Source organism: Streptomyces sp. NPDC013455 (assembly GCF_040632975.1).
GTDB lineage: Bacteria > Actinomycetota > Actinomycetes > Streptomycetales > Streptomycetaceae > Streptomyces.
This window is the reverse complement of the sequence record NZ_JBEYCX010000005.1, coordinates 64914-84757: the sequence shown is the minus strand read 5'-3', so window position 1 is coordinate 84757 and position 19844 is coordinate 64914. Positions and strand designations below refer to the sequence as shown.

Sequence of the window (19844 nt, the reverse complement as noted above, 5' to 3'; positions counted from 1 at the left end):
GGGCACGCAGTGCGTGATGACCACCGGCATCAGGCCCACGACTGACGCTCGGGCAAGAGCAAAGCGTCACGGCGGCGGCGTGGTGAGTCTGGCGGCCACGGCGTCGAGAACCCAGTCCAGGCCGGTCGCGAAGGATGTCTCGGCGTTCACGTCCGTGCCGTCGTACACGGCCTTGGCCAGTGCCGGGAAGCGGCCCGTGGCCAGCATTCTTGTCACATGCGGGCCGTGGGCGCGCTGCCAGTCGTGCTTGGACAGGCCCGTGGCGCGCTCGGCCCGCAGGTTCGTGATCTCGCGCCTGATCGCGCCGGTGATGTAGGCGCTGACCGTCTCCACGGCCCGCATGACGGTGTCGATGTCGGTGAGGCCGACCAGGGCGGCCAGCGTGGTCTCGGTCACGGCGAGGCCGTTCGGGCCCAGGGCCGGACGGCGGCCGAGCAGGTCGGCCAGCCATTCGTGACGAAGGGCTGCCTGCCTGGTGCGGTGGGCGAGGCCACGCAGCGCCTCCCGCCAGTCACCGGGCTGTTCCTCGGGGAGGATTTCGGCCTGGACCTCGTCCACCATGAGGTCGAACAGCTCCTCCTTGGTGGAGATGTATCCGTACAGTCGCATCGGGCCGGCGTTCAGCCGGGCGGCGACCTTGCGCAGCGACACCGCCTCCAGCCCGCCCTCGTCGGCCAGGGCGATGGCGGCGGCGACGATCCGCTCCCGGTCGAGCGGCACGGGGCGACTCGGAGGCTCCGGCCGGTCCCACACAGTCATGGTCACATCGTACTGTTGCGATACACCGTATTGCTTCAATACGGTGTATCGATGAGACATCGCATCGCCGTGGTCGGGGCCGGTCCCGGCGGCCTCACCTTCGCCCGCGTCCTGCACCGCCACCATTGCCCCGTCACCATCCTCGAACGCGATCGCGCCCCCGATGCCCGCCCCCCGGGCGGCGCGCTGGACATGCACGAAGGGCTGGGCCAACTCGCGCTGGACAAGGCAGGGCTGCTGGAGGAGTTCCACAAGCTGTCCCGTCCCGAGGGGCAGGCCATGCGCATCCTGGACACGGCCGGGACCGTCCTGCGCGACTGGCGGCCCCGTCCGGATGAGCGGGCCAATCCCGAGATCGACCGCGGGCAACTCCGTGACATGCTGCTCGGCCCTCTCGACGTCCAGTGGGGACGGGGCGTGACACAGGTGGTGCCGGGGACCCGGGACGGCGTACTGGTCCATTTCGCGGACGGGCGACAGGAGACGTTCGACCTCGTGGTCGGCGCGGACGGCGCCTGGTCCCGGACCCGCCCGGCAGTATCGCCGGTGACGCCGCACTACACCGGCGTCACCACGGTCGAAACCTCCCTCGACGACGTCGACACCCGCCACCCCGACCTCGCCCGACTGGTCGGCGACGGTTCCGTGGCTGTGTACGGCGTGAACCGAAAGCTCGTCGCCCAGCGCAACAGCGGCGGCCACGTCAAGGTGTACGCCCAGTTCCGCGCGCCGCTGGACTGGCACGCGAACCTGGACCTCGCCAACGTCGAGGCCGTGCGATCGAGCCTGCTGGCTCTGTTCGACGGCTGGACCGCTCCCGTCCTCGACCTCCTCCGTCGCGGCACCGCTTTCGTCCACCGCCCCCTCTACGTCCTGCCCGTGTCCCACACCTGGACCCATGTCCCCGGGGTGACGCTACTGGGCGACGCCGCCCACCTGATGCCCCCACTGGGGGCGGGCGCGAACCTCGCGATGCTGGAGGGCGCCGAGCTCGCCGAGTCCATCGCCACCGCCACCGCCCCTGGGGATCCGGATGAGGCCGTCCGCGCCTTCGAGGAACGGATGTGGGAACGGGCCGGCAGGTGGGCGAAGATCACGACGGCCGGTCTGGAACGACTCGTGAGCCCGGACCCCGCCGAAGCCCTCGCCCTCTTCGACCAAGTCCAGCCATCCTGACTGCCCGGCGCGAGAGCACCAGCACCAACAGCTCGGCATGGCTTCAGGGGGCAGTTCGGCACCGCAGCAGTCCCTTCCGGCAAGACCGACGATCTCCGGGAACGCCGGCCCCATTCATGTGCCACGCCTGGAGCGCGGCATCACCCGGCCCGCGTCGACGGAGACCAGCGCCCGGAACCCGTCGTTCTCCAGACTTCGACGTGTTCCTTGAGACAGTCCAGCGGTATGGCTCTCCCATCAGTGACGGCGGGCACAGCCCCGCCCTCACACCGGTTTCGAAACACCCCCACGGCTCAAGGAACCGTGTACTCCAGAGGCTTGGTTTCCGCGCCGGAGCGCTCAGCTCCTGCTCAGGGTGCGGCCGAGAAGGGGCAGCAGACGGTCCCAGTGAAGCTGCAGTGCGGCGGGGTCGAAGGCATCGGTGTCAGACATGGTGAAGCCGTGGACGGTGCCGGGATAGATCTCGGAGGTGTAGGCGACACCCGCCGCGTCCAGGGCCTTGTTGAGCTCGCCGAGGGCCTCGGGCGTCAAGTCGCTCTCGGCATGACCGAAGTGGACCTCGGCGGTGAGCTTGGAAAGGCTGTCGGGTCCATCGGCTCCCACCGGGCCGTGGAATGCCGCGAGGGCGGCGATCTGGCCGGGGTGGGCCGCGGCGGTGCGCGTGGCCAGAAGGCCACCGATGCAATAGCCGGTCACCGCGACCGGTCCGGCGCTGACCTCGGGGTGGGCAGTGAGGAACCTGAGATAGGCGTCAGCGTCTCGCAGGACACGGTCGGCGGTGTGCGCCTCGATCAAGGGCATCAGCTGGGCGAAGACCGCGGGCCGGGCCTCGTCTCCGATGTGCTCGGGAAGTTCGATCACCGGTGCCGGGCCGTGCCGGTAGAAGAGGTTGGGGACGAGCACGTAGTACCCGTGCCCGGCCAGTTCGCGGGCCATTTCTCGCAGCACGGGCCGGATGCCGAAGCCGTCCGCGTACATCAGCACCCCTGGGTGCTGCTCGCCGTGGCCGGGGAAGGCGGCAAAAGCATCGGCCTGGCCGTCCGCGGTGGGAATCTGCAGCGTCTGTGTGGGCATGGATTCTCCTGTCGTGAGTTGATGTCTAGAGCCTGTGATCAACACGACGGAGGCGGAGCCCGCGCGGCAGCGCGAAATCCTCGATCGAACAGCGGGCCCGCACTGGCCCGTACGGCGCTCAGAAGGGCACCGGGTCACCAATCCGTGTGTGGCGCGATGCCGTCCCGGTAGTCATGTGCGCAACATAGCCCACCCAACGAAGCCGCCGCCAACACCGCCCCGCCACAGGGCGGTTCACACGAATGATCTCGGCCAACTCATCCTGCCCCTGGACCAGGTCGCCGAGGGCTACCGGGCGGTGGACGAGCGCCGCGCGGTCAAAGCCCTCCTGGAGCTCCGACCGCGCGGCCGCGGGGGGCTACTGCCCGATCGGGTTGAGGTAGGTGCCCGGGTGGGTGGCGCCGTCCTGCTTCAGGATCTGGCCGCCGAACGGCCAGTTCAGGGTGAAGTGCTTCGTCTCGTTCGGCGGGGTGACCAGGAACTTCGCGGGGACGAACTTCTCCTTCTGCGGCGTGGACGCGGCCACGGGGAGCAGATTGATGCTGAAGTCCGCCGTGTCCCCCTGCCCCAGGGTGATCTCCGTGGGCTTCTTGGAGGAGCGCACCAGGGACCAGGTGCCGTCGGTCCCCTGGGCGCCCACCATGTCGACACCGGCGAAGCCGGACAGGGTGCAGGTGCGGTCGCTCTTGTTGGTGAACCAGATGAACGCCTGCGTCTGCTTCCCGGTCCGCCCCATCTCCGGCTTCGCGTCGTCCCCGGTGGCGAAACCGGCCTTCAGGTCGTCGGTGTGGCAACGCGGCGGCGCGGCCTTGGCAGTGGCGGCCGAGGCCGGGACGGCGGCGACGGCGGTGCCGGCGGCGACAATCGCCGCAAGGGCCACGGTGGTCATTTTGGTCTTCATGACGTGTTTGGTTCCCCTCGAATACGACTCGGTGCGCGAGGTCAGTGCGCACCCACGCATCTGGAGACGCTCGATGTCCGGCGGCGGTTCGGTGCGCCGGGCAACCTTTTCCGCCGCGGTCGGCTCCTGCCGGCTTCTGTGTGGCGCTCCCAAGGAAGCCATCCTGACTGGGAACCCTTCGAGCGCTCGTTCCCCGGCCCCCTTGACCCGGACCGCATCCACCGGGAAGGCCCCTCGTCCCCGCAGCCGTTGCCCTTGAGACCACCGACGTCCCCCTGGTCGGCCAGATCGCCGCAGGCGCACCGATCCTCGCCGCAGGTCCCGCGCCACACCCCGCAGCGCCTCCCCTTCAGCGATCACTGCTTGCAGGTCGTAACCCATCCCAACGCCCCCAGATCGAAGGCCCCATCTTGTCCCAGACGGCGAACGCGCACCCGCGCGGCACTCCCTCGCAGGACCATCACACCCCCAGCGGGTTCTCGCCGGAACACCGTCCAGATCCCTCGAACCCGCTGGTTTCAAGTGCGGGGCGACAGCATGACCCCGCCGGCAGCGGCGGTGCGGGATGGAGGGGGCCCGGCACCCGGGCCCCCTCCACGTAGCAGGGCAGGAGCGGCTTTGTGGGGCGGGGACGTCAGCCGCGGGTGATGTTCTCGGCCTGGGGGCCCTTCTGGCCCTGGGTGACGTCGAATGTGACGTGCTCGCCCTCGACCAGCTCCCGGTACCCGTTGCCGGCGATGTTGGAGTAGTGAGCGAAGACGTCCGGTCCGCCGCCGTCCTGGGCGATGAAACCGAAGCCCTTCTCGGAGTTGAACCACTTCACGGTGCCACTGGCCATACTGCGTCCTTCGATCTCGCCGGGGGTACCGGCCGTATTTGAGTAGCGGGATCTTCCGCGGGAAGACACCCGGCTCCCTTCTACCCCTACCTGGCTTGTGTCATACGATCATCCGCCCACAAGTCGTACTCGGTCTGGGCCGGCGGCGGCGTGGCCGCGAGCCGAGACCCAGTGGTTGCGAGTGGCGAGCTGGCACCCCAGGAGCGGGGGCACGTCCACATGGCGAAGACCGTGCTGGAGAACGCCGGCCTCAGCCTGCGTGGGCGCAGGAGCGCGACCGGCGAACCGAGCGCGCACCGCCGCGCTTCCGCCGGCGCGGCGTGTGCACGGCACCGCCGGTGTCTTCCGTGCCCTGCTCGCTGCTCACGGCGCCTCCTGGTCCGGCTCGGCGCAATGAGCCGGGGTGCGGGTACCGGTCAGCTGGGTGATACCGACGCGGACACCGGCCGTGAGGAGCCGGTGGCATACGCGGACCACATCCGGACCGAAGACCCGGAGACCAAGCGCGATCTCGAACGTCCGGCCGTGCGGCCCGGGTGGGTGGTTCCGCCGTCCGGGCGAGGCGTCCGCGTCAGGCCGGTCGTTGCGTCGGTTCACGGCGGCGGACCGCCGCGGCGGGCGGGCGTTCCCTGAGGGCGCCGTAGGCGATGAAGTACGCGGGCAGGCGGCGCAGCCAGGGTGAGCCGGTGACCAGGCCGGCCAGGCGCCGGGCCCGCTCGGCGCCGCCCAGGGGCGGCCGGCCGCCGAGGACCGGTTCGATGAAGCGGGCGTGCGCCGCCCGCTGGAGCGTCTGTGTGGCGACCGTGGTGGGGCGGCGCCGGCGCTGCACCGCGCGTACGTCGCGCAGGCCCACGGTCCCGCGGCGCAGCGGCTCGGCCAGGTGGCGGGCGGCGGCCACGGCGTCCTGCACGGCGAGGTTGATCCCGATGCCGAAGACCGGGGACATGGCGTGCGCGGCGTCGCCGACGCACAGCAGACCGGGGCGGTGCCAGCGGCGCAGGCGGTCCAGGTGGACGTCGAGGAGCTTGACGTCGTCCCAGGACCGCAGGGCGTGCGTGCGGTCGGCGATCCAGGGGACGGCGGCGCCGAACTCGGCCAGGAAGCTCTCCAGACCGGCCGCGCGGCGCTGCGTGTCGGTGCCCTTGGGGATGAGCGCGGCGCACTGCCAGTAGTCGCCGCGGTCGATCATCGCGGTCAGGAAGCCGTCCCCGGCGCCGCCGACCAGCCCGGAGGGGTCGCCCGCCCGCCGCGGCAGCCGGAACCACCAGGCGTCCATCGGGCAGGCGAAGCGGTGCAGGCCCAGTTCCGGCAGCGAGCGGGCCAGTGAACCGCGGCCGTCACACGCCACGGTGAGGACGGCGCGGAGTTCGCCGGTGCGGCCGTCGGAGGTGCGGTAGCGCACCCCGGTCACCCGCCCGGACTCGACCAGGAAGCCGGTCGCCTCGGTGTTCATCCGCAGTTCGAAGGACGGCTCGCGCCGGGCCTCGTCGGCGAGCAGGTCCAGCAGGTCCCACTGGGGGACCATCGCCACGTAGTTGTAGGGGCCGGGCAGCACCGAGAGGTCTCCGACCGTGACGGCCTCGCGCCCCCTGCCGACGGGCAGCTGGACGGTGCGGACCCGGCGCTGCGGCAGCCGGGCGAAGCGCTCGGCCAGACCGAGGTCGTCCAGCAGCGCCAGGGTCGACGGGTGGACGGTGTCGCCCCGGAAGTCGCGCAGGAAGTCGGCGTGTTTCTCCAGGACCGTGACCGCGATCCCGGCCCGCGCCAGCAGCAGCGCGAGCACCATGCCCGCGGGGCCGCCTCCCACGACACAGCAGGTGGTCTTCTCCATGACGTGCTGCCCTTCTCCCGAGCAGTAATTCATCAACTGATGAATACCATACCGCGTCCGGCCGTCGTCCGATACGGCCGCGCGGGACGCGAGGGCGGTCGTCGGCGCGTCGTCCCGTACGGCGGCGCGGGACGCGCCCCGCGACCGGTGGCGTGTGCGGGAACACCGACCCCGTGACCGGTGGCGTGTGCGGGAACACCGACCCCGTGACCGGTGGCGTGTGCGGGAACACCGGTCCCGCGACCGGTGGCGTGTGCGGGAACACCGACCCCGTGACCGGTGGCGTGTGCGGGGTACCCGGCCGGTGCCCTGCGCCCACGGCACGGGCGTACCTCGGCACTTCGTGCGGAAGGGACGGGTCTCATGCGGCACGACGAGATGATCGGAAAGGTGCAGGCGCTGGCCCAGCTGCCCGACCGGGGCACGGCCGAGCGGGCCGCGCACGCGGTCGTGAGCACGCTGTCGGAGCGGCTGCCGTCCGGGCTGGCCCGGCACGTGGCCGCCCAGTTGCCGCCGGACATGGCGGCCGCGATGCGGGAGGCGCTCGACGCGTCCGCCGTCCACGACTCCGGCACGGCGAGCGAGCGGTTCGGGCTGACCGCCTTCGCCGGACGCATCGCCGCCCGGGCCGGCACCGACGAGGACACGGCCCTGCGGGACGCGGCCGCCGTGCTGGAGGTACTGGACGCCGCCCTCGCCCCGGAGCTGACGGAGCGCATGGCCGGGGCGCTGCCCGCGGACATCCGCGAACTGCTGCCGGTGGGCCGCGCGACCCAGGACACGTAGCGCGGCGTGCCGCTCCGACCGTTTGTCCTCGCCTACGCCCAGGGCGGCACGCTCCCCGAGCCCGAGCGGGGCGAACCCGGAAAGGCGGGCGTCCGCCACGGCCCAGGCGGCGGGGCGTCCGCGGCGCTCAGCGGCGGCCCGCCCGCGTCCGCCGGCGATGCCGGGGGCGCCGGGCAGCCGGGCGCCGCAGCACCCACCGGTCCTCGACCTGGTCCAGCCCGTACAGCACGAGGCTGAGGACCGGGAGCAACAGGAGCGCGACGGTGATCACTGGAGGTTCCCCCTCCCTGCCGACGACGTCGTGGCGAGTGCCCCAGTCCCCTCGCCTCGACCCGCCCCGCGTGTGAATGTCCTGTGACCGCACGGCGCGGCGCGGACACGGGCCGTACGCCGGTCGTCCGGCGCGCCCCGCACAGCGCCGGGGTGACATCGCCGCCCCCCTCCTGGGCAGGTCTGCCGCTCAGCGCAGCGCGGCGGCGACGAGCCCGTGGAGCTCTTCCTCCCGGACCGCGCCGCCGTGCACCAGGCGGTCGAAGACCAGCCCGTCCACGCAGCTCAGCAAGGTCACCGTACGGTCCTCCGGATCCGCCACCCCCTGTGCGGCGAGGAACGCGCGCACGATCCGCCGCCCCTGGTTCTCGCGCGGCACGAGGATCTCGCGCAGTTCGGGGTGGTGCGCGCTCTCGACGGCGCAGGCGTAGCGCGCCAGGGACCGCCGCCGGCCCTCCCCGGTGAGCCGCAGTCCGACCAGCCCGGCGATGCCCGCGACCAGCTCGCCGGCCGTCCGGGGCACCGGCGTCCGCGCGCCGGCCTCCTCCAGCTCGGCCTGGTCGAGCGCCACCAGGCGCCGCACCAGTGCGGTGAGCAGGGCCTGCCGGGTGCGGTAGTACGCGGACGTGGTGCCGGGCGGCAGTCCCGCCGCCCGGTCCACGGCGCGGTGCGTCAGCCCCCGCATGCCGGCGTCGGCGAGCACGGCGATCGCCGTGTCGGCGAGGAGAGTACGTCGGTCTGTGGCCACCACCTCTTTCTACACCCCGCCTTCTACATCTGTAGAGAACGGGGTGTACGTTGCTTCTACAGATGTAGAAGACTTTGGACGGAGGAGCCGGCATGCGGGGTACGGCGGTGGTGGTCGGGGGCGGCATCGGCGGGCTGGCGGCGGCCCTGGGGCTGCGCCGGATCGGCTGGGAGGTACGGGTCGTGGAGCGCGCCGCCGTCCTGGCCGACGCGGGCGCGGGCATCTCCCTGCACGCCAACGGGCTGCGCGCGCTGGACGCCGTCGGTGCGGGCGCGGCGGTCCGCGCGGCGGCCCGACCGCAGTACACCGGAGGCACCCGCACCCCCTCGGGCCGGTGGCTGTCCCGGATGGACGGCACCGTGCTGGAACGGCGGCTGGGCACCCCCATCGTCGGCATCCCGCGCGCGGAGCTGCACCGCCTGCTGCGCGCGGCGCTGCCCGCCGAGTGCCTGCTCACCGGCGTCACCGTGGACACGCTCGACCTGTCCGCGGCGGACCGGGCACGCGTGCCCGTCGGGGACGGCGCCCTGGACGCGGACCTGGTCGTCGCGGCGGACGGGGTGCACAGCAGGCTGCGCGGGCTGCTGTTCCCGGACCACCCCGGCCCGGTGTACGCCGGGTCGACGGTGCTGCGGGCCATCACCGAGGGCCCGCTGGAGACGGGCACCGACTTCGCGCTGACGTGGGGCGAGGGGGCGGAGTTCGGGCACATCGCGTTCGCCGACGGCCGGGCCGAGTGGCACGCGGTGCTCACCGCGCCGGCCGGGGTCCGCCACACCGACCCGCTCGCCGTGCTGCGCCGCCGCTTCGCCGACTGGCACGAGCCGGTCCGCGCGCTGCTGGCCGCCACCCGGCCGGAGGCGGTGCTGCACCACGACATCCACGAACTGCTCACGCCCCTGCCGTCGTTCGTGGCGGGACGGGTGGCGCTGCTGGGCGACGCGGCACACGCCATGACCCCACACCTCGGCCAGGGCGCCTGCCAGGCCCTGGAGGACGCCGCCACCCTGGCGGCCGCGCTGGCCGGGGAGTCCTCGGTCGGCGCGGCGCTGGCCCGGTACGACGCCGAGCGCCGCCCCCGGGCCCAGGCGGTCGCCCGCGCCGCCCGGCAGGCCGGCCGGATGGGCCAGGGGCTGTCCCACCCGCTGGCCGTCGCCCTGCGCAACACCGGGCTGCGGCTCGCCCCGTCCCGGGCCACGATGGGAGCGATCCTGCGCCACGCCGACTGGGCACCGCCGAGCCTGGTGTGACGGGGACTGGCCACCATCGGACCGGACCTGGTGTGACGGGGACCGGCCACCATCGGACCGGACCTGGTGTGACGGCAGGGGCGCCGCCGAGCCTGGGTGACCCGAGGGCGGCGCCGAGCCCGGTGTGACGGGGACCGGGCACCGCCGGGCGTGCTGTGGCGGACGGGGCCGCCGCCCAGCCTCGCTGGAACGGGAACGGGAACGGGAACGGGCACGGGAACGGGAACGGGCACGGGCAGCGGCCGCCCGGCCCGGCGTGACACGTGCGGGGGCTCCATCGTGCTTGGGCGGCGGCCGTCCGTGACGGCGGTGCAGGCGAACGGGTGGCATGAAGGGTGCCTGTGGTGGCACCCGGGGCGCCGTGCGTGGGATACGAGTGACCTGGCGGGACCTGCGGCGCGACCTGGCGGCCGCGGCGCGGGCGGCACGGCGGGCCTGGGCGGGGCCGTGCCGGGAACGGGACCTGGCCGTCCAGGCGGTCAAGGCGGCGCTGGCCGCGTGGGTGGCCTGGGCGGTGGCGGGCTGGTGGCTGCGGGCGCCGGTGGCGTTCGTGGCGCCGTGGGTGGCGGTGGTACTGGTCGAGTCGACCGTGTACCGGTCGATCGCGCACGGTCTCCAGCAGCTCGGGGCGATCGCGGCCGGCACCGTCGCGGCCACCGCCGTCGGATTGGTGCTGCACAGCACGGTGGCCGCGATGGCGGTCGTGCTCCCGCTCGCGATGCTGCTGGGCCAGTGGCGGCGCCTGGGCAGCCAGGGCATCTACGCGGCGACCGGCGCCCTGTTCGTTCTCACGGGCGGGTCCGTCAGCGTGGCCACCTCCGCCGCCCGGCTCACCGAGGCCCTGTTCGGAGCGGTGGTCGGCATCGCCGTCAACGCGCTGGTCCGGCCGCCGCTGTACCTGCACGACACCCGTGCCGTGCTGCGGGACGCGACCGAGGAGGCGCACGACATCCTGCGGGCCGTGGCCGACGGGCTGGCCGGGGGACGCTGGGACACCGAGGAGGCCGGTGCCTGGCACGAGCGGGCCCTGCGGCTGCACCGGCTGGTGGACCGGGCCCGCTCCGCGGTCGAGTGGGGCCGGGAGAGCCTGCGCGCCAACCCGCGCCGCCGCCGTACCGGCGCCCCGCTGTCCGGCAAGGGGTACGACGACGCGATCGTGGTGCTGGACTACGCGGCCGTGCACACCGCGGGCGTGACCCGCACGGTGCTGGAGGCGGCCGCCGAGGACCGCTCGGCGCCCCGGCCGCATCCCGGACTCGCCCGGCGGTACGCGGAGTTCCTCCGCCGGACCGCCCGCGCGCTGCGGCTCTACAGCCACAGCCGGTTCGGCGACGACCGCGAGGACGAGCTGCGCGCGGCCGTCGAGGACCTGCGCGGCACGCTCGCGGAACTCCGCAGGGACCTGGCCCGCTCCACGACCGACGATCCCGACGAGGTCGCCACCTACGGCGCCCTGCTCGCGCAGGCCCACCGGCTGGCCGACCAGCTGGTGGCCTCCGGCACCTGAGCGGGCCCGTCCCGCAGCGGGCATGCTGTCACGCGGCGGCGCCGGCCACGGCCGCGCCGGCGCCCGCCAGGAGCGGCAGTGCCGGCGCCCGCCAGGACCGGCGGTTGCGCGAGCCCGGCCACCAGCCGCCGCGCCCGACACCGCGGCGGCGGCGACGGGCGCGCCATAGGGGAGGGCGTCGGCGTCGTCATGCCGTGAAGCTGCCGCGATCTCCGGCCGGCGGCGCCCGAGTGGCCGTACTCCTCAGGTGTGCTTCGTGTCCTCGGGCTCCCGGACGCCGAAGAGGGCGGGCCCCACGGTGAGAACGCCGTCGGTCAACGGCCGGCAGCGCACTCCCCCGCCGCCGCGCAGCGCCCGCTGGGCGCCGGGGCCGAGGGTGGTGTCCATCCAGGCGCAGGGCCGGGCGGCGCTGCGCACCTCCAGCTCCACCGGTCCGGCACCGCAGTCGAGGAAGACCGTCCTGCCGACGCAGGCGTCGATGTCGATCCCGCGCAGCAGGACGTTGCGCCGGGTCCGCAGCAGGTCGGCGGCGTACGGACCCGACGGCGGCAGCCGCTCGGCCGCCATGAGGGTGATCGACGCGTTGCGGTGGGCGGGGTGGTTGAAGTACCGGTCCCCCACGATGCCGAGGCCCGCCCGGACCTCGGCCGTCGTCACCAGGTCGCCGGGCGGCAGTTCGGGCAGGCCGTCGCCCGGCCGGCCCGCGAGCCGGTGCACCGGGGAGACCAGCAGCTGGAGAATCTCGACGTGCGGCACACCCCGAGCCTAGGCCGGCCGTCCCGGACGCCCGGTCCCGAGGTACGGCGACGGCGCGGTCGTGCTGCCCGGCTGCCGTGGGTGCCGCCCCGGAAGGCCGCGTGCGCCGGTGCCCCTCTTCCGGCAGGAGCCGGTCACCGACGCCGCCCGCGGCGGCTCAGTGGTCCGGCTGCCATTCGACCATCAGGATCGTGGCGTCGTCCCGGAGCCGGCTGTCCCGGGAGTCCAGCAGCGAGTGGATCAGGCGTCTGAGCGTCTCCGGCGCGATCTCCCCGGTGGCGCTGGCCCGGATGACGTAGTCCGCGAACCGTTCGAGGCCGAGCAGCCTGCCGTCGGCCATCCGGGCCTCGATGACCCCGTCGGTGTAGAGCAGGACGCGGTCCCCGGGCTGGAGCCGTGTCTCGTGCACCCGGCGGTCCCGCGAGGACAGCAGGGAGCGCAGCCCCATCGGCGGGTCGGCCTCGCGGGCCAGGGCGTCGACGACCAGCCGCTGGTCGCGGATGAGCAGCGGCGTGGGATGGCCGCAGTTGCTCCATTGCAGGACGCCGGTGGAGAAGTCGAGCTGGGCGAGGATCCCGGTGCAGAACTGGTCCGGCAGCCATTGGGTGAGCGCCTGGTCCACGGAGTCCACGAGGGAGCGCAGGTCGGCGTCGGTGCGCCGGGCGTTGCGGCAGGCCGCCAGGGCGACCGCGCTGGTCAGCCCGGACAGCAGGTTGTGGCCCATGGCGTCCAGCACCACGGCGTGCAGGTGGTCGGCGGTGAGGGCGTGGTCGAAGGCGTCGCCGCCGATGTCGTAGGCGGGTTCGAGGACGGCCGTGGAGACGACGCGCCCGTTGCCGATGGTGCGCGGCGGCAGGAAGGCACGCAGCATCTCGGCGGGCAACTGCATCGGAGCGGTGCGGGTCCGCCGTACGAAGGTTTCCTTGTACGCCCTCTTCGAGGTGGTCATCATGGCGAGGAGGGCCGCCAGTGCCCGGCCCTGGCGCAGGGACGACGCGGTGAGCGTCTGGGCGTGGACGGCGAGGACACCGAGCCGTTCGGCACCGTCCAGCAGCGGGAACCAGGCGGTCATCCCGTCCCGGTCCGACTCCTCCACGCGCAGGGACTGGGTGCGGTAGCACCAGCCGGCGAGCGAGGCGTCGATGAGCAGGCTCGCGGTCACGTCGGTGAGCGGCACGAGGTGGCGCTGCTGGAGATCGGCGAGGTAGACCACGGCGTGCCGCAGGCCCAGCGCCTTCGCGCAGCGCGCGACGAACGTCGCCAGGTCCAGCGTGCAGTTGGCGGGGTCGGCGAGGAAGTCCTCCAGCGTCGTCCCGCCCGGCTCCGCCGTCATCTGACCCTCACCACCCTGGGACCTGTCGTCACCCCAGCAGTCTCCCCTCGCACCCCGCGCCGCGCAGTACCGGTGCACCCGCCCGGGTCGGACGGCCCCCGCCCGGACCGGACGGAGCGCTCGCGGAGGCAGTCGAGCGGGCTCTCCGCATCCGCCGGTGTCCACCGGGCCGGGCGGTGCGTACCGGGCGTCGCGGCGGACGTTCGGAAAGTCTTCGAAGGGTGTTCGCCCACGGAGGCCGCGCCACAAGACTCGTCCGTGCCGGCCGAGGACCGCATCAGCTCGCCACCCCATGGGTGTGAGGCAGCATCCGCCCCCGCACGCGAGGAGCACAGCGACCATGCGCGGACGGCCTGCGCGCCGGACCCGGAAGCCGACGGGTGCCGGCGCCGGTCCTCACGCCAGCTGGTCCAGGAAAGCGCGGAGTTCGGCGTTGAAGCGGGCCGGGTTCTCCATGTTCGGGTAGTGGGCCGTGCCCGGTACCTCGGCGGTACGCGCGCCCGGGACGAGGTCCACCAGGCGGGCGGCCATGGCGAGGCTGTCCGCGGAGTCCAGGGCGCCGTTGAGGGCGAGCAGCGGGACCTCGATGCCCGGCACGCGCTCCCAGGTCTGCGTGACGGGCACGTGGTGGTCGGGCTCGTCCGGCGTGTGCTTGCCCAGGGTGCCCAGGCCCATCTCGCGCAGGGCGCGCACGGTGCCGGGGTCGAGGTCGGCCACCTCGCGGTGCGGACCGGCGGCGACCCGCACGAACGCGTCGGCCCAGCCGGCCAGGTCCGCGCGGGCCAGGGCCCGCTGCTGCTCGGCCACCACTTCCAGCACCCACGGGTCCTCGAAGACGGGTTCGCTGGTGCCGACGCCGCTGACGACGAGCGCGCGGACGAGTTCGGGGTGTTCCAGTGCGCAGTCGACCGCGATGCCCCCGCCCATGGACAGACCGACGAGCACGGCGGGTGCGGCGTCGAGCCCCCGCAGCAGCGCGGCGAGGTCGTCGGCCTGCCGGAAGGGCGCGGTGGCGTTGTCGGAGGCGCCGTGGCCGCGGGCGTCCCACGCGATGACCCGGTGGGTCGGTGCGAAGGCCCGGATCTGCTCCTCCCACATGCGGTGGTCGGTGAAGCCGCCGTGCAGGAGGACGAGGGGCGCACCGGAGCCCGCCTCGCGGTAGGCGAGACAGCCGTCGGCGGTCGGGAAGGAGCGGACGGGCGTGGACGCCAAGTCGAGAGTCATGACAACTAAGGTGTCATTATTTGGCGAAGTTGGCAACCAGGGTGTCATCCTGGTCCCATGGACGACGATCGCACCTCCCCCGACACCTCCGAGGACGAGCTGGCCGAACGCCTCACCGAGGTGTTCGACCTGGTCGGGCCGCTCTACCGGCGGGTGCAGCGCAAGGTGGAGGAGGCCGCGCCGATCGAGGGCCTGTCGGTCGGCGTGCGCGCGGTGCTCGATCTGCTGCGCGCCCGGGGCGCCCTGACGGTGCCCCAGATGGGCCGGACCCTGGCTCTCAGCCGGCAGTTCGTCCAGCGCATGGTGAACGACGCGGCCCGCCAGGGCCTGGTCGAGGCCACACCGAACCCCGCACACCGCCGGTCCTCGCTGATCCGGCTCACCGGCCCGGGCCGGGCGGCCATCGGCGCCGTACGGGCCCGCGAGCACGAGCTGCTGCGCCGCGTGGACGGCGAGCTGACCATGGCGGACGTCGACACGTGCCTGCGGGTGCTCGGCGCGATGCACACGCTCTTCGCCGATGTGGACGTGGACTGAGGGACGACCGGGACACCGCCCGTCAGCCGGTGGCCAGTTCCTTCAGCCGGGTCTGGGAACCGTCGAAGCGGTCGTGGTCACCGACCGTCGGGCCGGTTGAGGTGTACTGCCACATCGTGTACGCCGGCCAGCCCGCCGGGAGGGGCCCGACCGTCGCGGCGTAACGGGCGATCCACAGCGGGTTGGTGGCGCCGAAGCCGGCGTGGTTGCCGGTGCAGTCGGCCCACCAGCTGGTGGCCGTGTAGATGACCGCGTCCCGGCCGGTGCGGGACTTGTAGCGGTCCAGGAAGTCGCGGATCCAGCTGACCATGCCGCTCGGGGACTTGCCGTAGCAGGCGTCGCCGTACGGGTTCCACTCGATGTCGAGGGCGCCGGGCAGGGTCTTGCCGTCCTTCGACCAGCCGCCGCCGTGGTCCACGAAGTAGTCGGCCTGGGCGGCGCCGCCGGCCGTGTCCGGGGTGGCGAAGTGGTAGGCGCCGCGGACCATGCCGACGGCGTACGAGCCGTCGTACTGCTGGGTGAAGGAGGGGTTGGTGTAGTACGTCCCCTCGGTGGCCTTCGTGTAGGCCCACTGGACGCCGCTGTCCCAGAGGGCCGGCCAGTCGACGGAGCCCTGGTGGCTGGAGACGTCCACGCCTTCGATCTGGGAGGCACGGTCGGCCGGGGGCAGCGCGCCGGTGGTGCCGTCATGGGACAGCACGCCGACGCCCATGTAGGCGCTGCCGCGCGGGGGTACGCCCCCGGTCGGGTCGGAGACGGCCCGGGGGCTGGACAGAAGCAGCAGGAGGCCGGCGAGGGCGCCACTGAGGCACAGGCGGGACCGGCCGCGGAAGTCGGATAGACGCACGGATCCATCTGACCCGGGGCCGGGTCGTCCCGCACCCCGGGTACCGCCCAACGAAGCAGTCCGCGGCCGGTGTCTCGCCCATGCGGGTGTCCGTCAGCCCTCGATGCGGTGCAGGTTCCAGAAGGAGGTGAGGTCCGTGCTCGTGGCGGCCTGGGCCGCTGCCTTGAACTCGGCCGTGGTGGACACGCCGTACCAGTGCGCGGTCGCGTACTCCTTCAGCAGCCTGGCCATGGCGGTGTCACCGAGGACGCGCCGCAGGTCGTGCAGGGCGCACTTGCCGTAGCCGTAGACGACGGTGGAGTACCGGGAGGGGTGCGCGTCCCAGTACGCCATGGAGTTGGTGATCCGCTCGGCGCCGGAGGCCCAGGAGACGCCGCTCCAGCAGGCGCCGCCGGTCTTGCCGAGGGCGAGGTCGGTGGCGTAGTCGGTGAACGACTCGTCCAGCCAGGGGGCGGTGTACTCGTCGTCGCCGACGATGCCGTACCACCACTGGTGGGCGATCTCGTGGGTGAGCGCGGTGGTGCTGACCACGGCGAGGACGAACCCGGGGTACTCCATGCCGCCGAACCAGTAGTCGTTGTCGATGACCGCGTCCAGTTCGCCGTACGGGTAGGCGCCGAACCGGGAGGCGTGGGCGTCGACCGCGGCCCTCGCGGTGCCGAGCATCGACCGGGCGCTGGAGGAGCTGACCCCCGAGACGGAGTACACGTTCACCGGGACACCGGCCGCCGAGGTGCCGGAGATCCTGGTGAAGGGTCCGGCGGCCCAGGCGAAGTCGCGGACCTTGGTGGCAGTGGCCGTGGTGACCGTACGGCCGCTGCGGCCGGGCGTGTCGGTGGAGGTGCCGGTGGCCGGGACGAGCAGGGTGCTCGGGTGGTCGAGGCCGACCGTGAAGTCGGCGGCCAGGGAGTAGAAGGACTCGCCGTTGTCGGTGTACGGGTCCAGGTGCCAGCCCGCGCCGTCGCGGACGGCGAGGACCGGCAGGGCGTTGCCGAGGAAGCTGAACGCTCCGTCGTGGCCGAAGCGGTCGGCGCCGCTGGGCACCGTGATGCCGAGGTCGAAGCCGATGGTGGCGCTCCGGCCCCGGGCGAGCGGGGCCGGCAGATCGATCTTCAGTGCGGTGCAGCCGACGGAGAGGGCGCCGGCCGTGCCGCCGGTGACGTTGCCGACCCTGATCGGCATCGCGTCGCAGCCGCCGTGGTGGTTGTCCCACAGCCGCAGGTAGACCTCGCCGAGCGGGGTGGCGGAGGCGTTGGTGAAGGTCACGCTCTCGTGCCCGGTCCAGACGGTGCCGCTGGTGTCGCTCGTGAGGTTCACGGTGTACGCGGGCGCGGCCGGGGTGCGGGCGGCCGCCGCGGACGCCGGGGCGCTGCCGCCGGAGGTGTCGGCGGCGATGCCGTCCCGGACGGTACCGGTCCGGAGGCAGCCGCCGTCGCCCACCACCTGGGCCGGGGCGCAGGCGGCGGCCACGGGCCCCGGGGCGGTCCGGGCGGCGGCGGGGGTGCAGGGGAGGAAGAGGGCGGCCAGCACGGCGACGGTGACGGCACCGGCGTGCAGGGCCTTGTGGGGGGTCGGTCTCACACGCTGCTCCTTTGCGCCCGGCCGTGGTCCGGCCGGCTCGATGCCCGCCCGCCCCCGCCGGGGTGCGCCGGGGGCGGGCGTGGACGGGGTCCGCGCGATCGGTGTGCCGGGCGTCAGCCGGCGTGGAGCGACATGAACACGGCTCGCAGACGCGTGTCGTCCGGGCCGGGCCAGCCACTGGCGACATGACCGACCGCGTCCGCCGGGGCCGGCGGCGCCTCCTCCGCGACCGGCCGCAGCACCCGGTGCACGTGCAGGGTGGTGCCGTGGGGCGCGGGCAGGCGGGTGCCGTCCCCGTCGTCGGACGGCGCCGGGCGGAAGCCGTCCGGGTCGAAGGGGGCACCGGTGTACGAGCGGGTGACCTCGTGGTCGGGGGTGTCGGAGATGCTCTGGGCCATCGCCTGCGCCCTGCCCGCGATCAGCGACAGCAACTCGGCGACCAGCACGGGGTCGTGGCAGCCGTCGTACGCCCAGCGCTTGCCGAGCACGCCGTGCTCCATGGTGCCGACGAGAGCGTGCTCGGCACCCTCCAGCGGCGCTCCCCGGTAGGTGAGCGGCACGAGGTAGGCCGTCCGCTCCGGGCCGCCGGTGTCGGTGACCACCAGGAACTCGATGCCCACCTCGCCCTCCGGGTCGTCCAGCCGGAAACCGCCGGACCGCTCCAGCACCGGGGCCGCGCCGCCGCGGTACCACGGCCGCGTGGGCAGCCACTGGGTGAGCAGTTCGACCTTGGTCGGCTTGATGGTGGTGCGGTGGATGATCGCCATACCGGTGGGCCTCTCCCGTTGTGCTCTTGCCTTCCTGGCAGCTTTTCATATGACTGCGCGTCGGACCTGCTGGCCGGGGAGTGCCGACGGCCGCTACGGGAGAGGACTCAGACCGTGAGCGCGGGGCTCAACGCCGCCCAGGGGTTGGGCGGTTCGCCCGTCACCGGCCCGCACACCGCCGCACCCCGCTCGTGCGCGGTGCGCACGGCGAGCGGGACGAGGGCTTCCGGAACGCCGTAGACCAGGTGGCAGAACCGGTCGGCCGGGTGCCGGACGGCCCAGGGCGGACGGGTGAACGCCGAGACGTACGTGGTCCAGTGCCCCTCGAAGGTGACCGTCAGGTCGGCGAGGCGCGCGTAGCCGGGGGCCGGGTGGACGCCCGGGTTCAGGACGACGGTCCCGGCGCCGGCCCGCCGCAGCTCCCGGACCAGCCGGCGGCAGCCGGACAGCCCCTCGGCGGTCGCGGTGACCCGGTCCAGGAAGCAGCCGTCGGCCGCGTACCAGTCCTGGTGCCGGCGCACCTCCTCGGTGATCCGGGCCCGGTCGCGGACGCCGTAGTCGGTGTCGACGTAACCGAGCAGGCGGGCGCCGGCCGCGCGCAGGGCGCGGGCGGCGGCCGCGAAGGCGGGGTCGGGTGCCGTGCCGGGCCCGCTCGCCGGGTTGAGGACGACCGCGTAGGTTCGGGCCGCCGCCCCGATGAGCCGGTGCCAGGCGCCGGGGTCCTCCGCCGGGTGCACGTAGAGCGGGACCAGCAGGCTCACGGCACCGGCTCCGCCGTGGCCGCCCACAGCGCGCCGAGGGCGTCGTCCAGGGTGTGCACCGGCCGCCAGCCCAGCGCCCGTGCCGCGGCGTCGATGTCCGAGCACTGCCAGGACACCTGCGCCGAGCGCGCCGAACCGCCCGGACTCTCCGCCAGCGTTCCCCGGAATCCCGCCCGACGGGCCAGCCCGTGCGCCAGCTCCCGCACCGGAACGGCCGTTCCGCCGCCGACGTTGAGGACCGGCGGCAGCGGGGCGGCGGCGGTGACGGCCGACTCCACCGCGCGGGCCACATCGCGTACGTCGACGAAGTCCCGGTGGGCGGAGAGGTCCCCGAGGCGCACTACCGCCTCCGCGTCCCGGCCGGCCGAGCGGAGCAGCGCGGCCAGCCGGCCGGGCAGGCTCGCCGCGGGCGCGCCGGGGCCGACCGGATTGCCGACCCGCAGCACCACCGCCTCCAGCGCGGCGGAGGTCACCGCGACCGTGCCCGCCAGTTTGGTCGCTCCGTACGGTGTGACCGGGCAGGCCGGTGCCGACTCGGTGACCGGCACCCCCGGGGTGCCCGGCCCGTACTCGGCGGCCGAGCCGAGGTGCACCAGGCGGGCCGTCGGGGCCGTCTCGCGCAGCGCCGCGCACAGGGCGGCGGGGCCGCGGGCGTTGACCTCGGCCAGCGTCACCGCGTCGCCGCCGGTGGCGCCCGCGCAGTTGACCACGGCGTCGGGGGCCGCCGCCGCCAGCGTCTTGGCGATGCTCTCCGGCCGGTCGGCCGCGAGGTCGAGGCGGTACTCGGCGCGGGCGGAGCGGCCGGCGGCGAGGACCTGCGCGCCCGGCAGGTCGCGCAGCCGCTCGGCCACATGACGGCCCAGGTACCCGGTGCCGCCGAGGACGAGAATGCGCATGC

Annotated in this window: 20 protein-coding genes; 5 read left to right on the top strand and 15 right to left on the bottom strand. The window is 73.9% G+C overall.

Annotation, left to right across the window (positions count from 1 at the left end):
• Nucleotides 1-66: 66 nt before the first annotated feature.
• Nucleotides 67-759, bottom strand: a complete 693-nt coding sequence (locus tag ABZ576_RS10810) for a TetR/AcrR family transcriptional regulator C-terminal domain-containing protein (protein ID WP_360738604.1) — start codon at nucleotides 757-759, stop codon at nucleotides 67-69.
• Nucleotides 760-810: 51 nt separating this feature from the next.
• Here ABZ576_RS10810 and ABZ576_RS10805 point away from each other — a divergent pair, with 51 nt between their 5' ends.
• Nucleotides 811-1935, top strand: coding sequence for an NAD(P)/FAD-dependent oxidoreductase (locus ABZ576_RS10805; RefSeq protein ID WP_360738602.1), 1125 nt, complete (start codon nucleotides 811-813; stop codon nucleotides 1933-1935).
• A gap of 339 nt (nucleotides 1936-2274) precedes the next feature.
• Here ABZ576_RS10805 and ABZ576_RS10800 read toward each other — a convergent pair whose 3' ends face one another.
• The 4 genes from ABZ576_RS10800 to ABZ576_RS10785 all read right to left on the bottom strand — a co-directional run bounded on the left by ABZ576_RS10800 (nucleotide 2275) and on the right by ABZ576_RS10785 (nucleotide 6579).
• Nucleotides 2275-3009: a dienelactone hydrolase family protein gene (locus tag ABZ576_RS10800; RefSeq protein ID WP_360738600.1), complete on the bottom strand. Its 735-nt coding sequence runs from the start codon at nucleotides 3007-3009 to the stop codon at nucleotides 2275-2277.
• A 358-nt stretch (nucleotides 3010-3367) separates the two neighbouring features.
• Entirely contained in the window at nucleotides 3368-3910 is a 543-nt protein-coding gene (locus ABZ576_RS10795) for a DUF4232 domain-containing protein (RefSeq protein ID WP_360738598.1), read from the bottom strand.
• A 634-nt stretch (nucleotides 3911-4544) separates the two neighbouring features.
• Nucleotides 4545-4748, bottom strand: coding sequence for a cold-shock protein (locus ABZ576_RS10790; RefSeq protein WP_360738596.1), 204 nt, complete (start codon nucleotides 4746-4748; stop codon nucleotides 4545-4547).
• Between the two features lie 571 nt (nucleotides 4749-5319).
• The gene (locus ABZ576_RS10785; RefSeq protein WP_360738593.1) at nucleotides 5320-6579 is read right to left on the bottom strand and encodes an FAD-dependent oxidoreductase; all 1260 of its coding nucleotides are present in this window, start codon (nucleotides 6577-6579) and stop codon (nucleotides 5320-5322) included.
• A gap of 363 nt (nucleotides 6580-6942) precedes the next feature.
• On the opposite strand from ABZ576_RS10785, the gene ABZ576_RS10780 reads away from it, so the two are divergent.
• Entirely contained in the window at nucleotides 6943-7365 is a 423-nt protein-coding gene (locus tag ABZ576_RS10780; protein ID WP_360738590.1) for a DUF2267 domain-containing protein, read from the top strand.
• Between the two features lie 127 nt (nucleotides 7366-7492).
• On the opposite strand, the gene ABZ576_RS10775 is transcribed toward ABZ576_RS10780, so the two are convergent.
• Entirely contained in the window at nucleotides 7493-7636 is a 144-nt protein-coding gene (locus ABZ576_RS10775; protein WP_360738588.1) for a hypothetical protein, read from the bottom strand.
• A gap of 189 nt (nucleotides 7637-7825) precedes the next feature.
• The gene (locus tag ABZ576_RS10770; RefSeq protein ID WP_360738586.1) at nucleotides 7826-8383 is read right to left on the bottom strand and encodes a TetR family transcriptional regulator C-terminal domain-containing protein; all 558 of its coding nucleotides are present in this window, start codon (nucleotides 8381-8383) and stop codon (nucleotides 7826-7828) included.
• A 92-nt stretch (nucleotides 8384-8475) separates the two neighbouring features.
• Here ABZ576_RS10770 and ABZ576_RS10765 point away from each other — a divergent pair, with 92 nt between their 5' ends.
• Together ABZ576_RS10765 and ABZ576_RS10760 are read left to right on the top strand one after the other, a co-directional pair.
• Complete coding sequence (locus tag ABZ576_RS10765) at nucleotides 8476-9633, top strand: FAD-dependent monooxygenase (RefSeq protein WP_360738584.1); 1158 nt, start codon at nucleotides 8476-8478, stop codon at nucleotides 9631-9633.
• A 403-nt stretch (nucleotides 9634-10036) separates the two neighbouring features.
• Nucleotides 10037-11140 carry an aromatic acid exporter family protein gene (locus ABZ576_RS10760; RefSeq protein WP_360739138.1) on the top strand — a complete coding sequence of 368 codons (1104 nt, stop codon included), beginning with the start codon at nucleotides 10037-10039 and terminating at the stop codon, nucleotides 11138-11140.
• Between the two features lie 243 nt (nucleotides 11141-11383).
• Here ABZ576_RS10760 and ABZ576_RS10755 read toward each other — a convergent pair whose 3' ends face one another.
• The 3 genes from ABZ576_RS10755 to ABZ576_RS10745 form a co-directional block, all read right to left on the bottom strand.
• On the bottom strand, nucleotides 11384-11896 hold the full coding sequence (locus ABZ576_RS10755; protein WP_360738581.1) for a molybdenum cofactor biosysynthesis protein: 513 nt from the start codon (nucleotides 11894-11896) through the stop codon (nucleotides 11384-11386).
• A gap of 157 nt (nucleotides 11897-12053) precedes the next feature.
• The gene (locus ABZ576_RS10750; protein ID WP_360738578.1) at nucleotides 12054-13229 is read right to left on the bottom strand and encodes a PP2C family protein-serine/threonine phosphatase; all 1176 of its coding nucleotides are present in this window, start codon (nucleotides 13227-13229) and stop codon (nucleotides 12054-12056) included.
• Between the two features lie 396 nt (nucleotides 13230-13625).
• Nucleotides 13626-14453, bottom strand: a complete 828-nt coding sequence (locus ABZ576_RS10745; protein WP_360738576.1) for an alpha/beta fold hydrolase — start codon at nucleotides 14451-14453, stop codon at nucleotides 13626-13628.
• Nucleotides 14454-14510: 57 nt separating this feature from the next.
• Here ABZ576_RS10745 and ABZ576_RS10740 point away from each other — a divergent pair, with 57 nt between their 5' ends.
• The gene (locus ABZ576_RS10740) at nucleotides 14511-14990 is read left to right on the top strand and encodes a MarR family transcriptional regulator (RefSeq protein WP_360738573.1); all 480 of its coding nucleotides are present in this window, start codon (nucleotides 14511-14513) and stop codon (nucleotides 14988-14990) included.
• 22 nt (nucleotides 14991-15012) lie between these two features.
• On the opposite strand, the gene ABZ576_RS10735 is transcribed toward ABZ576_RS10740, so the two are convergent.
• From ABZ576_RS10735 to ABZ576_RS10715, 5 genes are all read right to left on the bottom strand, one after another.
• A complete protein-coding gene (locus ABZ576_RS10735; protein ID WP_360739136.1) occupies nucleotides 15013-15774 on the bottom strand; it encodes a lysozyme in 762 nt (253 codons plus the stop codon).
• Between the two features lie 156 nt (nucleotides 15775-15930).
• On the bottom strand, nucleotides 15931-17418 hold the full coding sequence (locus ABZ576_RS10730) for a M1 family metallopeptidase (RefSeq protein WP_360738570.1): 1488 nt from the start codon (nucleotides 17416-17418) through the stop codon (nucleotides 15931-15933).
• A gap of 113 nt (nucleotides 17419-17531) precedes the next feature.
• Nucleotides 17532-18185 carry a 1,4-alpha-glucan branching protein gene (locus tag ABZ576_RS10725; RefSeq protein ID WP_360738568.1) on the bottom strand — a complete coding sequence of 218 codons (654 nt, stop codon included), beginning with the start codon at nucleotides 18183-18185 and terminating at the stop codon, nucleotides 17532-17534.
• Between the two features lie 107 nt (nucleotides 18186-18292).
• Nucleotides 18293-18946, bottom strand: coding sequence for a spherulation-specific family 4 protein (locus ABZ576_RS10720; RefSeq protein WP_360738566.1), 654 nt, complete (start codon nucleotides 18944-18946; stop codon nucleotides 18293-18295).
• On the bottom strand, nucleotides 18943-19842 hold the full coding sequence (locus ABZ576_RS10715) for an NAD(P)-dependent oxidoreductase (protein WP_360738564.1): 900 nt from the start codon (nucleotides 19840-19842) through the stop codon (nucleotides 18943-18945). Before ABZ576_RS10715 ends, ABZ576_RS10720 begins: the two co-directional genes overlap by 4 nt.
• Nucleotides 19843-19844 lie beyond the last annotated feature (2 nt).

What these genes read in the sequence shown, in the direction of transcription:
- ABZ576_RS10715 (WP_360738564.1), bottom strand. Translation starts at nt 19,842, where the DNA reads ATGCGCATTCTCGTCCTCGGCGGCACCGGGTACCTGGGCCGTCATGTG.
- ABZ576_RS10745 (WP_360738576.1), bottom strand. Translation starts at nt 14,453, where the DNA reads ATGACTCTCGACTTGGCGTCCACGCCCGTCCGCTCCTTCCCGACCGCC.
- ABZ576_RS10810 (WP_360738604.1), bottom strand. Translation starts at nt 759, where the DNA reads ATGACTGTGTGGGACCGGCCGGAGCCTCCGAGTCGCCCCGTGCCGCTC.
- ABZ576_RS10740 (WP_360738573.1), top strand. Translation starts at nt 14,511, where the DNA reads ATGGACGACGATCGCACCTCCCCCGACACCTCCGAGGACGAGCTGGCC.
- ABZ576_RS10725 (WP_360738568.1), bottom strand. Translation starts at nt 18,185, where the DNA reads ATGGCGATCATCCACCGCACCACCATCAAGCCGACCAAGGTCGAACTG.
- ABZ576_RS10750 (WP_360738578.1), bottom strand. Translation starts at nt 13,229, where the DNA reads ATGACGGCGGAGCCGGGCGGGACGACGCTGGAGGACTTCCTCGCCGAC.
- ABZ576_RS10800 (WP_360738600.1), bottom strand. Translation starts at nt 3,009, where the DNA reads ATGCCCACACAGACGCTGCAGATTCCCACCGCGGACGGCCAGGCCGAT.
- ABZ576_RS10790 (WP_360738596.1), bottom strand. Translation starts at nt 4,748, where the DNA reads ATGGCCAGTGGCACCGTGAAGTGGTTCAACTCCGAGAAGGGCTTCGGT.
- ABZ576_RS10805 (WP_360738602.1), top strand. Translation starts at nt 811, where the DNA reads ATGAGACATCGCATCGCCGTGGTCGGGGCCGGTCCCGGCGGCCTCACC.
- ABZ576_RS10795 (WP_360738598.1), bottom strand. Translation starts at nt 3,910, where the DNA reads ATGAAGACCAAAATGACCACCGTGGCCCTTGCGGCGATTGTCGCCGCC.
- ABZ576_RS10785 (WP_360738593.1), bottom strand. Translation starts at nt 6,579, where the DNA reads ATGGAGAAGACCACCTGCTGTGTCGTGGGAGGCGGCCCCGCGGGCATG.
- ABZ576_RS10780 (WP_360738590.1), top strand. Translation starts at nt 6,943, where the DNA reads ATGCGGCACGACGAGATGATCGGAAAGGTGCAGGCGCTGGCCCAGCTG.
- ABZ576_RS10765 (WP_360738584.1), top strand. Translation starts at nt 8,476, where the DNA reads ATGCGGGGTACGGCGGTGGTGGTCGGGGGCGGCATCGGCGGGCTGGCG.